A 14,610-nucleotide genomic window follows, 5' to 3' on the forward strand; every position below is an offset into this window, starting at 1 on the left:
TCACGGCAATAGCAACCCGACCTGCGTGCGCTTGGGCAGCTTGCTGACCACCAGCTGGTGGGAACGCCGCAGCAGGCCATGCAGTTCTTCGGCCCCCAAGGGGTAGGGCGTGTGCATGATGATCCACTGGGCCCGCGCCAGGTACGGGGCAGGATGGATGCCCGGTCGATCGCAATGCCCCAGGAACAGGTCCTTGTCGACCTTGAACGCCAATGAATCGCTGCGTAGCCCCTGCAGGGCGAACATCTTGTTCCCGGCGATGGAAAACACTCGCACGCCGCCCCATTTGTAATCTTCCCTGGCGCCAGGCAGGCTCAGGCAAAACCGTGCGACATCCTCTTCGCTCAAACTCATAACGTCCTTTCTCCACAAAGATTGAAGGCTTCCACCAGATGGTCGAGCCATGCGCGTACCGCCGGCAACATGCCGCGTCGATGGGGATAGACCGCCTGCAGCCAGCCATCGGGCAGGGACCATCCCGGTAACAATTCCACCAGTGTGCCGTCCGTCAACTCCTGCTCGCAATACATGCTCGGCAATAAGGTAAAACCCAGGCCGGCGAGAACGCAGGCGCGACGCACAATGAAATCGTCGATGCCCAGGCGTGCTTCCAGGGCCAGTTCGGCGACCTGTCCGTCGGTGCTGTGCAGGCGCAGATGCACCAGGCGATCACTCTCAAGCGCCCCGAGTACCGGAACCTGCTTGAGGTCCTCCGGGGTTTCTATCCGTCGCCCTTCGACGAACGCCGGGCTGGCGACCATGATCAACCGTGCCTGACGCAAGCGGCGGGTCATCAGCAATGGGTCTTCGTCACCCAGGTCACGCACGCGCAACGCGACGTCGATGCCCTCGCTCACCAGGTCGACGCGGCGATTGACCAGAATCATCTCCAACTGGACCTGAGGATATTTTTCCAGGAAATCGGCCACCACCCCGGCCAGGATTTCGTGGGCCAGTCCCACCGGGCTCGAAACCCGAAGCCGGCCGCGGGGCGCACTGGACATGCTCGCCACCGCTTCATCGGCCATTTCCGCCTCCAGCAAGATGGCCTGGCAATGGCGCAGGTAACGTTCGCCCACCGCCGTCAGTTTCAATCGGCGGGTGGTGCGTTGCAGCAGGCGGGCGCCGAGGCGGTCTTCCAGTTCGGCAATACGCCGGGACAGTCGCGACTTGGGGATGCCAAGGGTCCTTCCGGCTGCGGCGAAGCCACCGGCTTCGACCACTTTGGCGAAATAGTAGAGATCGTTGAGGTCTTGCATGGCGGGCTCGATTGTCCTGTCAGTAGAACGAACTATCGCATCATAGGCGGCTAATCGGCTATTGGTTTCATCGGTAGGATGGTCCCCATTCGATCGCCCGGTAGCGATCCTCATTGGAGAGCACTCATATGAAACTTCTGCACATTGATTCGAGCATCCTCGGCGACAACTCCGCTTCCCGCCAACTGAGCCGTGACGTGGTCGAAGCCTGGAAAGCCGCCGAAGCGGACGTGGTCGTGACTTATCGCGACCTGGCCGCCGATGCGATCAGTCACTTTTCCGCGCAGACACTGGTTGCGGCCGGCACCAGCGCCGAATTGCGTGACGCCGCGTTGCAGCATGAAGCCGACCTCAGTGCTGCCGCGCTGGCTGAGTTCCTCGCGGCGGATGCAGTCGTGATCGCTGCGCCGATGTACAACTTCACCGTTCCAACCCAGCTCAAGGCCTGGATCGACCGCATTGCCGTGGCCGGGCAGACGTTCAGCTACACCGAAGCCGGTCCGCAGGGCCTGTGTGGCGGTAAGAAGCTGGTGATCGTTTCCACTGCCGGCGGCCTGCATGCCGGTCAGCCGAGCGGTGTGGGTCATGAAGATTACTTGAAACTGCTGTTCGGTTTCCTGGGTATCACCGACATCGAGATCGTCCGTGCCGAGGGCCTGGCCTACGGTGATGACATGCGCAACAAGGCCATGAGCGACGCCAAGGCACAGATCGGCGAACAGTTCGCCGCCGCGTAAGGCCCGCGCAGATTCATCAAGCCCTGAAATCCCTGTGGGAGCGAGCCTGCTCGCGATGACGGTGTATCAGTCAGATCATTGCTGACTGGCCCACCGCTTTCGCGAGCAGGCTCGCTCCCACACTGGTTTTTCGGTGGTGGTGAGAGTTGCGTCCCCGCCTTTCACATTGATGAATATCGAAACCTTCGTAAAACGCTGTATTCTGTTCACCGGGCTTTTGGCGCAGGTCGTGCAAGTCCAGGCAGCGAGCGACAGGGCCTTCCTGTCCGCTGGTGAAGGTGGATGATTCGATGACACGTCTTGGTGCAGGGATATTGCTTTGTCTGCTCGGCAGCCTGGTTACGGTGCAGGCCGCACCGGCGTTGCACCCTCATTGGAGTGCCGGCTTTCATGAGTTGAGCTTTCTCGACCCACTGGATCACCAGCCGATGCACGCCATCGCGTTCTATCCGTCCCCCGCCAGGGAGCAAACCAGCCAACTGGGTGGCTATCAGATCGATGCTGCACCGGATGCCCAAATCGCCATCGGCCGCTTTCCAATGTTGATGCTGTCCCACGGCAACACGGGTACACCGCTGGCCCTGCACGACCTGGCGACCTCACTGGCACGTCAGGGGTTCGTCGTGGTCGCGGTGATCCACCCTGGCGACAACGCCCAGGACCATAGCCGGCTGGGGACCCTGAGCAACCTCTACGGGCGGCCGATCCAGATTTCCGAGGCAATCACCGCGACGCTTAACGATCCGATGCTGTCGCCGTTCGTCAATGCCGGGCAGGTGGGGGTGATCGGCTATTCCGCCGGTGGGGAAACCGCATTGATCCTGTCCGGCGCCACGCCTGATCTCAATCGCCTGCGCCGTTACTGTCAGGAACGGCCGGACGACCGCGACGCCTGCAACACCCAGGGCGAGCTGATTGCCGATCGCGACGATCTGCAACCAATGGCCGATCCCAGGGTGCGGGCACTGCTGTTGATGGCGCCACTGAGCCTGAAGTTCGGTCGTCATACCTTGGCCGATGTCCATGTACCGGTGCTGCTGTACAGCGGCGACGGTGACAAACTGGTGGCCTTCGACAAGAATGCTGCCGCACTGGCTCGCAAACTGCCCACCGCGCCGGATTTCAAGACCTTGGCCGGGGCAGGGCACTTTGTCTTCCTGGCGCCATGCACGGAGGAGCAGATTGCCGCGATGCCTGCACTGTGCACTGATGCCGATGGTGTCGACCGCAAGGACATCCACCGCACCATGATTTCCGAAGCCGGGCGTTTCTTCAGCCAGGCCCTGGGCAAACCGACCCGGGCCGGTATGCGCACGGCCGATCAGTAAGCGGTTTTTTCGGCGCGTCGACGCAGCAGCAGGGTCAATCCCAGCCCCGTGATCGACAGCAGTGCGGCGCAGAAAAAGATCGACGAGTAGCCCAGGTTCAACGCCACCGCACCCATCAATGGCCCGGCAATCGCCAAGGCCAGGTCGAAGAATACGGCATAGGCACTCAACCCCGCGCCACGGCTGGTGTTTGGCACTTGCTTGATGGCTTCCACCCCAAGCGCCGGATACACCAGCGACAGCCCGAAACCGGCCAACCCCGCACCGACCAAGGCGAACGCGGGGGAAGGCGCCAGCCAGAGCAGCACCAGCCCCAGGGTTTCGATGCTCATGCAGGCGATGGCCGAGTTGAAGCCACCGAAACGGGCAATGCTGGAAATAAACAGCAATCGCGAAAGAATGAAGCAAATGCCGAATACCGTCAGGCACCACGCTGCGCCGATCCAGCCACGGCTCACATAAAACAGCGTAATGAATGTGGTGAGCGTGCCGTAGCCGATCGAGGCGAGGCTCAGGCTGGCGCCGTATGGCGCAATGCGTCCGAATACGGCCCGGAAGGGCAGGCGTTCACCACGGACCACCGGTACCGAAGGCTTGTTGCGGATCAGCAACAGCGCCACGCCGGCCAACAGTGACAGCGCTATCCCCAGGCTGCTGAAGCCCAGGTTGCCCACCATCACCACCCCCAAAGGGGCGCCGATAGCAATGGCGCCGTAGGAGGCAATGCCATTCCAGGAGATCGAACGGGCGGTGTGCTCCACGCCGACCTGGCCCATGCACCAACTGATGGTGCCAACCCCGATCAAGCCTTGGGCCACGCCGAGCAACAAGCGTCCGGCAATCAGGATCACCAGGCTCGGTAGCGGCAGGCTTTGCAGCAAGGTGGAAATCAACGTCAGCACACCGCTGAGCACAATGCCCGACAAGCCGTAGACGATCGCCCGCTTGGTCCCGACGCTGTCCGAAATCCGTCCGGCCATGGGGCGGCTGAGCAGAGTCGCCAGGTACTGCGAACCGATGGTCAGCCCGGCCACCACGGCACTGAAGCCCAACTGCTCATGGACATACCCCGGCAACACGGCAATGGGCAGGCCGATGCAGAGGAAGGCAATAAAGGTGTAGAAAACGATGGAGACGATCTGCAGGGTGATCGACAGGGAACTGGGGGTGGCTTGCGGCGTAGGCATGGCTCGTTCGCGGGCGGCGGCAGGAGAAGCTTCATCATGGCCTGGGGTGAGAAGAAAAGAAAGCTGGCTAACTAAATGTGTGGGTTGAAGTTCACCGCAGATCCCCTTGTGGGAGCGAGCCTGCTCGCGATGGCGGTGGATCAGATGATGAAGAGGTGACTGGCAGGGCCCATCGCGAGCAGGCTCGCTCCCACAGGGGCTCTGTGCCCTTGAAATGAAAAAAGCCCTGTCACATTGGACAGGGCTTTTTTACTTGCAGCTTGCAGCTCAGAGCTGCCCTTAGAACATCACACCCTGGCTGCGCAGGTAGTCGTCATAAGTACCGCTGAAGTCGACCACGCCATCAGCGCTCAGCTCGATGATGCGAGTGGCCAGGGACGAGACGAACTCACGGTCGTGGCTGACGAAAATCAGCGTGCCCGGGTAGTTCTCCAGCGCCAGGTTCAGCGCTTCGATGGATTCCATGTCCAAGTGGTTGGTGGGTTCGTCCATCACCAGTACGTTCGGCTTCTGCAGGATCAGCTTGCCGAACAGCATGCGGCCTTGCTCACCACCGGAGATGACCTTGACCGACTTGAGGATCTCGTCATTGGAAAACAGCATGCGGCCCAACGTGCCACGGATCATCTGTTCGCCCTGGGTCCACTGGCCCATCCAGTCGAACAGGCTGACATCGTCGGCGAAGTCGTGGGCATGGTCCTGGGCGTAGTAACCCAGTTCCGCGCTCTCGGTCCACTTCACCGAGCCGGCGTCCGGTGCCAGCTCACCCATCAGGGTGCGCAACAAGGTGGTCTTGCCGATACCGTTGGGGCCGATGATCGCCACGCGCTCGCCGGCTTCGACGGTGAAGCTGAAGTTCTTGAACAGGGTCTTGCCATCGAAGCCCTTGGACATGCGTTCGATGGTGACCGCCTGGCGGTGCAGCTTCTTGTTCTGCTCGAAGCGGATGAACGGGCTTACGCGGCTCGATGGCTTGACCTCGGCGAGCTGGATCTTGTCGATCTGCTTGGCGCGGGAAGTCGCCTGCTTGGCTTTCGAGGCGTTGGCCGAGAAGCGGCTGACGAAGGTCTGCAGTTCGGCGATCTGGGCTTTCTTTTTGGCGTTGTCCGACAGCAACTGCTCGCGGGACTGGGTCGCCGCGATCATGTATTCGTCGTAGTTGCCCGGGAACAGGCGCAGCTCGCCGTAGTCCAGGTCGGCCATGTGGGTGCAGACGCTGTTCAGGAAGTGCCGGTCGTGGGAAATGATGATCATGGTGCTGTTACGCGCCGTGAGAATGTTTTCCAGCCAGCGGATGGTATTGATGTCCAGGTGGTTGGTCGGTTCGTCGAGCAACAGCACTTCCGGATCGGAGAACAGCGCCTGGGCGAGCAATACCCGCAGTTTCCAGCCTGGTGCGACTTCGGTCATCGGGCCGAAATGCTGCTCCAGCGGAATACCCAGGCCCAGCAACAGCTCACCGGCGCGGGATTCGGCGGTGTAGCCGTCCATTTCGGCGAACTCGGTTTCCAGCTCGGCCACGGCCATGCCGTCTTCTTCGGTCATTTCCGGCAGCGAATAGATGCGGTCGCGCTCGGCCTTGACCTTCCACAGCTCTTCGTGACCCATGATCACGGTGTCGATGACGGTGAATTGCTCATAGGCGAACTGGTCCTGGCGCAGTTTACCCAGGCGCACGTTCGGCTCGAGCATGACCTGGCCGCCGGACGGCTCGAGGTCGCCGCCGAGGATCTTCATGAAGGTCGACTTGCCGCAACCGTTGGCGCCGATCAGGCCGTAGCGGTTGCCCGCGCCGAATTTGACAGAGACGTTTTCGAACAGCGGCTTGGCGCCGAACTGCATCGTGATGTTAGCTGTAGAGATCAAAGGTTTATCCTGCGGAACATTCAGAGTAGCTAAGGGTGCGGCAGTACCTGTTCAGTACCTGTCTGCGCCGCTCCGTAACCATGCAAAGGCGGCGCGGTTGCAGGCGCAAGGGTCCATCCGGCATAAGAGGACAGCAGCATACGAAGCGCCGAGCCCGAGTGGATGTGCGCGAAACCGGTTCAACGGTGTCGGCCAAAAGGGGGGCGCATAATATTTGGCGGCGATTGTACTGATCTGGCCGCGTTAACGATAGGGTATTACCCGGGCAAGACAGTTTTTCACAAATGAGGATAACTTTCAGTTACAACATGTGGCTAAAATGCCATTTTCCAGATGTCATCCCTTTTGCCGCTTGGTTGGCCAAGGGACGCGACCTGTTCACTTTTGTTGTGTGACGGACTCCGTGAAACTCATCATTGCCGCGATCTATATCCTGTCCATCGGCTATGTGCACCTGCGCGGACGCGTACGGCACAAGCTCGGACGCCAGCTAAGCGACCATTCGTCCTTCCTGGCGCCCATCAACTGCCTGCTTTACCTCTGTTCGAAGCTGCCCAACAAGCCGTACCTGAGTCCGATGGACTTCCCTGACCTGAGCCCGCTGCAGGCCCACTGGGAAGAAATCCGCGCCGAGGGCCAGAGCCTGTTGCAAGCGGGGGCGATCAAGCGCTCAAATCAGTACGACGACGTGGGTTTCAATTCGTTCTTCAAGACCGGTTGGAAGCGTTTTTACCTGAAATGGTACGGCGACAGCCACCCCTCGGCCATGAAACTGTGTCCACGCACCACCGAACTGGTGCAGAGCATCGGTTCGATCAAGGCGGCAATGTTTGCCGAGCTGCCGCCAGGTTCCAGACTGGTTCGCCACCGCGATCCGTATGCCGGCTCCTATCGGTATCACCTGGGCCTGGAAACCCCCAACGATGCCGGTTGCTATATCAATGTCGATGGCGAGCCTTACCATTGGCGCGATGGCGAGGCGGTGATCTTCGACGAAACCTTCATTCATTACGCCGAAAACACCACCGCTCACAACCGCATCATTTTATTTTGCGACGTGGAGCGTCCGATGAGGTTCCGCTGGGCGACCGCGTTCAATCGCTGGTTCAGCCGTACTGTAATGGCCGCCGCGGGTGCACCGAATGATGCCGGTGACAAGACAGGCGGGTTGAATCGGGCGTTCTCCAGGCTCTACAAGATTCGCTTGCAGGGCAAGGCGCTCAAGAAGCGCAACCGAAAGCTGTACTACCTCCAGAAGTGGGCGTTCTTTGGCGTCCTGCTGGCTGTGTTCATCTGGATCTGAAGTCTTGCCTGTCCCGGTCAGTGTTCACTCCCCGGGCTTTTCTGCATCCAGTTGCTCCCACATCCTGGCGGTGATCCGTTGGCGATGGCTGTAGCCATCCCATGGATCGGCGCCCAGACCCCTGACCCGTTCAAGGACCGTCTGGATATCCCATTGCTGGGCGTTGCGCAGACCGTCGAGCTCGGCCCTGGCGATTGGCACCGATACCGGCAGGCCCGGCCGGGCGCGAACTGAGTAGGCTGCCACGGTGCTGGCGCCTCGGGCGTTGCGCAAGTAATCGACGAATACCTTCCCGACCCGGTTCTTGGGCCCCATGGTCGCGGTGATCCGTTTTGGCATCTGCCGGGTCATGAATTGTGAGATGGCTTTCGCGAAGGCCTTGGTGGCGTCCCAGCTTTCGCCGCGCGCCAGTGGCACGACGATGTGCATGCCTTTGCCGCCGCTCGTCTTGAGGAAGGCCTGCAGGCCCAGCTCATCGAGCAACGACAGGGTCAGGCGAGTGGCTTCGAGCATGGCGCTCCAAGGCAGCGACGGGTCGGGGTCCAGGTCCAGGACGAACAGGTCCGGCGTCTCGATGCGGTCGTGGGTGGCGGTCCAGGTGTGCAGTTCCACCGTGCCCATCTGCGCCGCGCTGATGAGGGCCTGGAGGCTATCGATTTCCATCAGGGCGGCATGACCCGGGTCCAGCCCCGGGTTCAGCTGCCGGATATGCGGAATCTCCAGGCGATCGGCGTGCTTCTGGAAAAACTGTTCTTCGCCGATTCCGTCCGGTGCCCGCAGCAACGCGACGGGCCGCTGTTTCAGATGGGGCAGGAGCCACGGTGCGATGTCCGCGTAATATTGCGCCAGTTCGACTTTCTGCACGCCACTGAGGCTGTCGATGACGCGCTCGGGATGAGTGATCTTCACGCCGGCGACTTCCACCTCGCGTTTCTTGCCGCCGCGCTTGGCTTCAGGCGTCCTGGCTTTCTTCGGCAGCGGGTGCTCGCGGACAATCTTGTCCGCCGGCATATCGTCGAGCATTTCCACGAAAGCGGCCTGGCGTACGAGGCCGCTGGCGGTCCATTCGGTGAACTCGATCTCACAGACCTGCTCAGGTTCGACCCACTGCACGCCGCGACCCTGCGTTGCGCTAAGCGGTTTGGCCAGGGGCGAAGCATCGCGCTCCTGTGTGGAGAGTCGCGCGTGCAACCGTTGGATTTCATCCTGGCTGAGTCCGGTGCTGACCCGGCCGGCGTAGACCAGCCCCGAAGGGTCGTTGACCGCGAGCAGCAGGGCGCCGAAGCCGTTGCGTCGGCCTTGCGAACGGGTGAAGCCGACGATCACGAAGGCCTGGCGCAGCCGGCACTTCAGGTTGACCCAATCGCTGCTGCGCCTTGACACATAAGGACTTCCCTGACGCTTGCCGACCACTCGATCCAGCGAGAGCGCGCTGGCGCTTTCCAGGATCTCATCCTCACTGGCGGAAAAGGCTTCGGAGAAGCGCAATCGCTTGCTGCCATGATGCTTGAGGACTTTTTTCAACGCTGCGCGCCGCTCCTCCACGGGCGTCTGTCGCAGGTCCTTACCATTGAGAAACGGAGCGTCGAACAGCACGTAGACCATGTCCACGGTGCGACCGATCTCGAAGGCGTCTCGCAGGGCGCTCAGGTCGGATTGGCCGGTTTCGTCGAGCAGAACCAGATCGCCGTCCAGCCAGCTGTCCCCCAGATTCAGTCCGGCCAGGGCCTCGGCGTGCAGTTTGAGGCGTTCGGTCCAGTCCTGATGATCGCGGCTGAACAGGCGGACTTCGCCATCCTCGATGCGGGTCAGTAGCCGATAGCCGTCGAATTTGACTTCATAGCGCCATTCGCCAGTGGGTGGCTGCTCCACGGGCGTTGCCAGTTGCGGCATCAGTCGTTCGGGGAGGCGCGTTTCGTGACGCGTTCTGCCCTGTTGGGTGCGGCTGGTCTCGGTTTTTTTGGGTATACGGGCAGATTCACGATCGGCCTTGGCCATGACAGGTTCCCTTGTATCGCTGACGTCCGTGGTTTAGCCCCGGGAGGCCTTGGTGGCTTTTTTTGCGGGAGCGGATTTGCTGGTCTTCGCAGCTTTTGCAGGCGCTTTCGCGGCGGGTTTGTCGGCCGCCTTGCCCTTGCCGCCGAGGCTGCGCTTGAGCAGTTCGGTGAGGTCGATGACGTCCGCGGTCTTGCGCTGTTCTTCACCCGGGTCGGTTTCCACCGCTTCGAGTCGGCCTTCGTTGGCCTTCTTCTCCACCAATTCCATGATCTTGTCCTGGAAGCTGTCCCGATAGTTCTGGGGTTCCCAGTCGGCGCTCATGTCTTGCACCAGGCGCTTGGCCATTTCCAGCTCGCCTTTGACCAGGTTCGGCTTGGTGACCTCGTCACCCAGTTCGAGGATGTCCAGCTCACGCACCTCCGCCGGCCAGCGCAACATCACCAATACCAGGGCCGACTCCAGCGGCATCAGCGCTGCGAGGTGCTGGCGGGTATGCAGCACGACATGGGCCAGGGCCACCTTGTTGGTCTTGACCAGGGTTTCGCGAAGCAAGGCGTAGACTTTGCCGCCACGCTTGTCGGGGGCGAGGAAGTAGGGCGTGTCGATGTTCTGCAGCGGGATTTTCTCGCTGTCGACGAAGGAGAAAATATCGATGGTCTGGGTGGACTTGGGGTGGGCGGAGCGGATTTCCTCCTCGCTCAGCAGCACGTATTGGCCTTTCTGGTACTCCACGCCCTTGACGATGTCTTCCTTGGTCACTTCCTTGCCCGTGACCTTGTTGACCCGCTTGTAACCCACCGGATCCATGCTGCGCTTGTCCAGCCAGTCGAAATCCACACCTTGGGACGACGTCGCCGAGACCAGTGCCACGGGAATGTGGACCAGCCCGAAACTGATTGCGCCTTTCCAGATTGCCCGTGCCATGGTGCGGTTTCCTTGCCGTGAAGGGTTCTCTCTGGTGACCTTCCTGCCTTTGAAAAAGTTTCCGTTGGGCGCCGGCTGGCGGTGTGGCAGGGCGGCGCCTCTTCGATGAATACCGACCCGGAAGGTGCCCCTGTGGGAGCGAGCCTGCTCGCGATGGCGGTGTGTCAGTCAACATAGCCATCGCGAGCAGGCTCGCTCCCTCAGGATTGCTCTCAGAGAAGCCTCGTTACATCTTCAACCAGACATTTCGCTTAACAACCGTGAACCTGCGCGGTAGCGTGTTTTCGATATGGCTGAGCAATTTCCGCGAAGCAGGAGGTACCGATGAACAGGCTAGTACTCGCGATCACCACGCTGTTGCTGAGCGCCGTCGTTCAGGCCGCGACACCCGGCCAGGGCCCTGCGATCGTGGCCCAGAACCTGCCGGGCAACAACAACCCCTATAACAATCCCATACGTCGTGCCAATCCCAACAGCATGCAGGGCACTCAGCCCAACGTACCGACGATCCACAACAACCCGACGGTGCCGATGCCCCCTCGGCCGACCCTGGAAAACGGCGGTATCGGCAATGGCTATCCGCGTTCGGGGCCACCGGTGGGGTCGCCCAGGCCCACCATCGAATCCGGTACTCCACCCAGAAACTCGAACGACAGCAATCGCTAGTCGTCTTGTTTTCCATCACAGAAGGAAGTGTGCATGTTGCGTAAGACATTGCAGGCCGCGCTTTGCGCCAGTGCCGTCCTCACCCTTTCCGCGCCGGCCTGGGCCGCGCAAGCCCAGGTATTGAAGAGCGAGGAGGGCACCGTGGAGGTGACCACCGTGGTCAGGGGCCTGGACCACCCCTGGTCCGTGGCATTCCTGCCGGGGCAGCGGGGCATGCTGGTCACGGAGCGACCGGGCAATCTGCGCCTGGTGAGCCCCGATGGTCGGCTGTCGGCGCCATTGAGCGGTGTACCTGAGGTATGGGCCAACGGCCAGGGCGGTTTGCTGGACGTGGTGTTGTCGCCGGACTTCAAGCAGGATCGCACCGTATACCTGTCCTACTCCGAGGCTGGCAAAGACGGCAAGGCCGGTACCGCCGTGGGACGCGGGCAGCTCTCCGAAGATTCGAAGCGCCTGGAGAACTTCGATGTGATTTTCCGTCAGCAGCCCAAGCTTTCCACGGGGAATCACTTCGGCTCGCGGCTGGTCTTCGACCGGGAAGGGTACCTGTTCATCACCTTGGGGGAGAACAACGACCGCCCGACAGCCCAGGACCTGGACAAGCTGCAAGGCAAGGTCGTACGCATCTACCCGGACGGCAAGGTGCCGGATGACAACCCCTTCGTCGGCCAGAAGAATGTCCGTCCCGAGATCTGGTCCTATGGCCTTCGCAATCCCCAAGGGGCCGCGCTCAACCCCTGGAGCGGCACATTGTGGGAGAACGAGCACGGCCCAAAGGGCGGCGATGAACTGAATATCATCGAGCGCGGCAAGAATTACGGCTGGCCGCTGGCGACCCATGGCATCAACTACTCCGGTGCGCCAATTCCCGAAGCCAAGGGCAAGGACGTCGAGGGCGCGCTTGGCCCGCACCATGTCTGGCAAGTGTCGCCGGGCCTCAGCGGCATGGCGTTCTATGACAACGAGCGCTTCAAGCCTTGGCAGCACAATGTCTTCATCGGTGCGTTGGTGTCCCGGAATCTGATTCGCTTGCAGATGGAAGGCGACCAGGTCGTGCACGAGGAGCGTCTGCTGGGCGAACTCCAGGAGCGGATCCGCGACGTGCGCCAGGGGCCGGATGGTTATCTGTATGTCCTGTCGGATGAAGACGACGGTGCGCTATATAAAGTCGGGCTTAAATGATCCGGATCGAAACCTGTAGGCACCCGGAAAAATTGTGGGAGCGAGCCTGCTCGCGATGAGGGTGTGTCAGTCAACATTTCGATTGACTGACACATCGTCATCGCGAGCAGGCTCGCTCCCACAAGGTCGCGTTTCCCAGGTTTTAAGAAATCGGCCGCAGATACACGCCGTTGCTCAGGTTCTGCTTGAGATGGTGGCTCGTGTCGTCAGCCAGCACTTCCGGCTGATCATTGATCAGCCCCTCAAGCACGCGTTGGACCACATCGTGCGGGGATGCCTTTGGAACGCCTTCGATGCCTCGTGTCATGTCGGTGTCCACGAATGCGACGTGCACGCCCACCACCAATGTGCCCTGGGCGGCCAGATGCAGGCGCAGGCCGTTGGTCAGCGACCAGGCGGCCGCTTTACTGGCCGAATAGGTTACGGTGCCGGGGAGATTGACCCAGCTCAGGGCCGAGTGCATGTTGACGATGGCGCCGCCGCCGTTCGCCGCCAGGATCGGTGAGAAGGCCTGGCTGGTCGCCAGGGGGGCAATGGCATTGATCTCGAATTCATGGCGCAGGGTTTCCAGGCTGATGTTGCCTCGTTCCTGGCCTTCCATTCCGCTCACGCCTGCGTTGTTGATCAATAGCGTCAGATCCGGCGCTTGAGCGACGGCCGCGGCGATGTCTTCGGGGCGGGTGACGTCGAGTCTGATGGGGATTACGTTGGGGTGGGCGTCGATTGTCGCTGGGTCACGTGCCGCGGCGTAGACCTTGGCGGCGCCGGCCGTCAGGAGTGCTTGCACGAAAGCCTTGCCCAAACCACGGTTGGCGCCGGTTACCAGCGCCACGCTGCCTTTGATTTGCATGTTGAATCTCCAGTTGTTGACGAAAAGGAACAAAGCGGCGCACGGGCGCCTTGGCGGTTTATCTGGCGAGACTGCCTCGCAGAATGAACAGGACCAGCGCAATCATGCAGGCCACGGCCTGGATGCCGCCCAGGGCCGTGACCGGCGCAAAGGGCAAGACCGAGGCCAGCCAGGTGCTCAGCGCGGCAGCGCCCATGGAGATGAAGCCGAACAGTGCGGAGGCCATTCCGGCCTCTTTGCCGAAAGGCCCCATGGTGATGGCGGTACCCAGCGGATTGGCGAGTCCCATGCCCCAGAGGAATGTCACCATCGAGAGGGCGTAGCGCCCAAGGCCTGGATCGGCAGGCCCCGCAAGAAGCAAGCCGCCGCCGGCCATGGCGCAGGCAATGCCCAGGAGGGTGACGATGCGGGGACCGTGGCGATGGGCGAGGCGTGGGGCCGCCATGCCGGCGGCGAACACGACGAATACCGTGGCGGCGAAGTAAAGGCCCGTCTGCAATGACGTCAGGCCGATCTCTTTCATCAGAATGGCCGGGGCCGCGGCAAATGAGGCAAACAAACCGCTCATCAGGAGGCTCATTGAAACGGCTGGCAGGATGAACCGCTTATCCAGCGCCAACCGGCGATAGCCGCCAATCACGCGCATGGCCGAGAGCGGCGCCCTGCGATCGGCTGGGTGGGTTTCCCCCAGGCCGCGAATGTAGAAGAGTGCGAGGGCAACGGCGGCCAGTCCCACGAGGATGAAGATGGCGCGCCATCCGAGTGCGGCCGATAGCACGCTACCCGCCAGGGGTGAAAAACCTGGCGCTGCGGCGGTGGCGATCATGGTCAGGGACAAGGCACGGGCAAGGGCTTCGCCCTCGAACAGATCCCGTGCAATGGCCCGCGACAACACCGAGGCCGCGCAGACGCCCAGCGCCTGGACAACGCGTCCGGCAATCAGTACGTCAAGGTCGGTGGCAAGGCCCCCGATAACGGTGCCGACCACGAAAACCAGCAGTCCGCCCAGCACCAGTTTCTGGCGCCCGTAGCGATCGGCCAAGGGGCCGACGATGAGTTGGCCCAGCGCGAAAGTGATGAAGAAGCTCGACAGGGTCAGGCCCAGCTCCCGCGCACTCACACCGAGGTCTTCGCCGATGATCGGAAACGCCGGGAGAATGATGTTCGTGGACAGCATGCCGATGGCCGCCAGGCCTGCCAGCAGTGCCACGATTCGACCGGTCAGCGGCCTCAGGGTTTGTGTAGCGTCATTCGCGAGAGCGGTCGTCATGGCGTAGCACTCTTTCTGGTGGAGGTGTCGCAGATCTGTC

General features: G+C 61.5%; 13 protein-coding genes. 5 read left to right on the forward strand and 8 right to left on the reverse strand.

What is annotated here, in order from left to right; translation table 11 throughout:
- Together CGA22_RS17815 and CGA22_RS17820 are read right to left on the reverse strand one after the other, a co-directional pair.
- Positions 1-354 (reverse strand): MmcQ/YjbR family DNA-binding protein, encoded by a 354-nt coding sequence (locus tag CGA22_RS17815; protein WP_041023207.1) that lies wholly within the window; start codon positions 352-354, stop codon positions 1-3.
- Positions 351-1,259, reverse strand: coding sequence for a LysR substrate-binding domain-containing protein (locus tag CGA22_RS17820; RefSeq protein WP_041023208.1), 909 nt, complete (start codon positions 1,257-1,259; stop codon positions 351-353). The genes CGA22_RS17815 and CGA22_RS17820 overlap by 4 nt, the downstream gene beginning before the upstream one ends.
- A 128-nt stretch (positions 1,260-1,387) precedes the next feature.
- On the opposite strand from CGA22_RS17820, the gene CGA22_RS17825 reads away from it, so the two are divergent.
- Both CGA22_RS17825 and CGA22_RS17830 read left to right on the forward strand, forming a co-directional pair.
- Positions 1,388-1,996 carry an FMN-dependent NADH-azoreductase gene (locus CGA22_RS17825; RefSeq protein ID WP_041023209.1) on the forward strand — a complete coding sequence of 203 codons (609 nt, stop codon included), beginning with the start codon at positions 1,388-1,390 and terminating at the stop codon, positions 1,994-1,996.
- 290 nt (positions 1,997-2,286) lie between these two features.
- The gene (locus CGA22_RS17830; protein ID WP_041023210.1) at positions 2,287-3,324 is read left to right on the forward strand and encodes an alpha/beta hydrolase family protein; all 1,038 of its coding nucleotides are present in this window, start codon (positions 2,287-2,289) and stop codon (positions 3,322-3,324) included.
- Here CGA22_RS17830 and CGA22_RS17835 read toward each other — a convergent pair.
- Together CGA22_RS17835 and CGA22_RS17840 are read right to left on the reverse strand one after the other, a co-directional pair.
- A complete protein-coding gene (locus CGA22_RS17835) occupies positions 3,318-4,511 on the reverse strand; it encodes an MFS transporter (protein WP_041023211.1) in 1,194 nt (397 codons plus the stop codon). The genes CGA22_RS17830 and CGA22_RS17835 overlap by 7 nt on opposite strands.
- 279 nt (positions 4,512-4,790) lie before the next feature.
- A complete protein-coding gene (locus CGA22_RS17840; protein ID WP_024781069.1) occupies positions 4,791-6,377 on the reverse strand; it encodes an ABC-F family ATPase in 1,587 nt (528 codons plus the stop codon).
- Between the two features lie 403 nt (positions 6,378-6,780).
- On the opposite strand from CGA22_RS17840, the gene lpxO reads away from it, so the two are divergent.
- Positions 6,781-7,680 (forward strand): lipid A hydroxylase LpxO, encoded by a 900-nt coding sequence (gene lpxO / locus CGA22_RS17845; protein ID WP_041023212.1) that lies wholly within the window; start codon positions 6,781-6,783, stop codon positions 7,678-7,680.
- 24 nt (positions 7,681-7,704) lie between these two features.
- On the opposite strand, the gene ligD is transcribed toward lpxO, so the two are convergent.
- Both ligD and CGA22_RS17855 read right to left on the reverse strand, forming a co-directional pair.
- Positions 7,705-9,678: a DNA ligase D gene (gene ligD / locus CGA22_RS17850; protein ID WP_052435148.1), complete on the reverse strand. Its 1,974-nt coding sequence runs from the start codon at positions 9,676-9,678 to the stop codon at positions 7,705-7,707.
- A gap of 33 nt (positions 9,679-9,711) precedes the next feature.
- Entirely contained in the window at positions 9,712-10,602 is an 891-nt protein-coding gene (locus CGA22_RS17855) for a Ku protein (RefSeq protein WP_041023213.1), read from the reverse strand.
- A gap of 324 nt (positions 10,603-10,926) precedes the next feature.
- Between CGA22_RS17855 and CGA22_RS17860 the strand changes: the two genes are divergently transcribed.
- Entirely contained in the window at positions 10,927-11,268 is a 342-nt protein-coding gene (locus CGA22_RS17860) for a hypothetical protein (RefSeq protein ID WP_041023214.1), read from the forward strand.
- Between the two features lie 33 nt (positions 11,269-11,301).
- Positions 11,302-12,450 carry a PQQ-dependent sugar dehydrogenase gene (locus CGA22_RS17865; RefSeq protein ID WP_041023215.1) on the forward strand — a complete coding sequence of 383 codons (1,149 nt, stop codon included), beginning with the start codon at positions 11,302-11,304 and terminating at the stop codon, positions 12,448-12,450.
- Between the two features lie 142 nt (positions 12,451-12,592).
- Here CGA22_RS17865 and CGA22_RS17870 read toward each other — a convergent pair whose 3' ends face one another.
- Together CGA22_RS17870 and CGA22_RS17875 are read right to left on the reverse strand one after the other, a co-directional pair.
- On the reverse strand, positions 12,593-13,300 hold the full coding sequence (locus CGA22_RS17870) for an SDR family oxidoreductase (protein ID WP_041023216.1): 708 nt from the start codon (positions 13,298-13,300) through the stop codon (positions 12,593-12,595).
- Positions 13,301-13,358: 58 nt separating this feature from the next.
- On the reverse strand, positions 13,359-14,570 hold the full coding sequence (locus tag CGA22_RS17875) for a multidrug effflux MFS transporter (RefSeq protein WP_041023217.1): 1,212 nt from the start codon (positions 14,568-14,570) through the stop codon (positions 13,359-13,361).
- Between the last annotated feature and the right edge of the window lie 40 nt (positions 14,571-14,610).

Origin of the sequence: Pseudomonas sp. PSB18 (assembly GCF_014596565.1) — a bacterium.
GTDB lineage: Bacteria > Pseudomonadota > Gammaproteobacteria > Pseudomonadales > Pseudomonadaceae > Aquipseudomonas.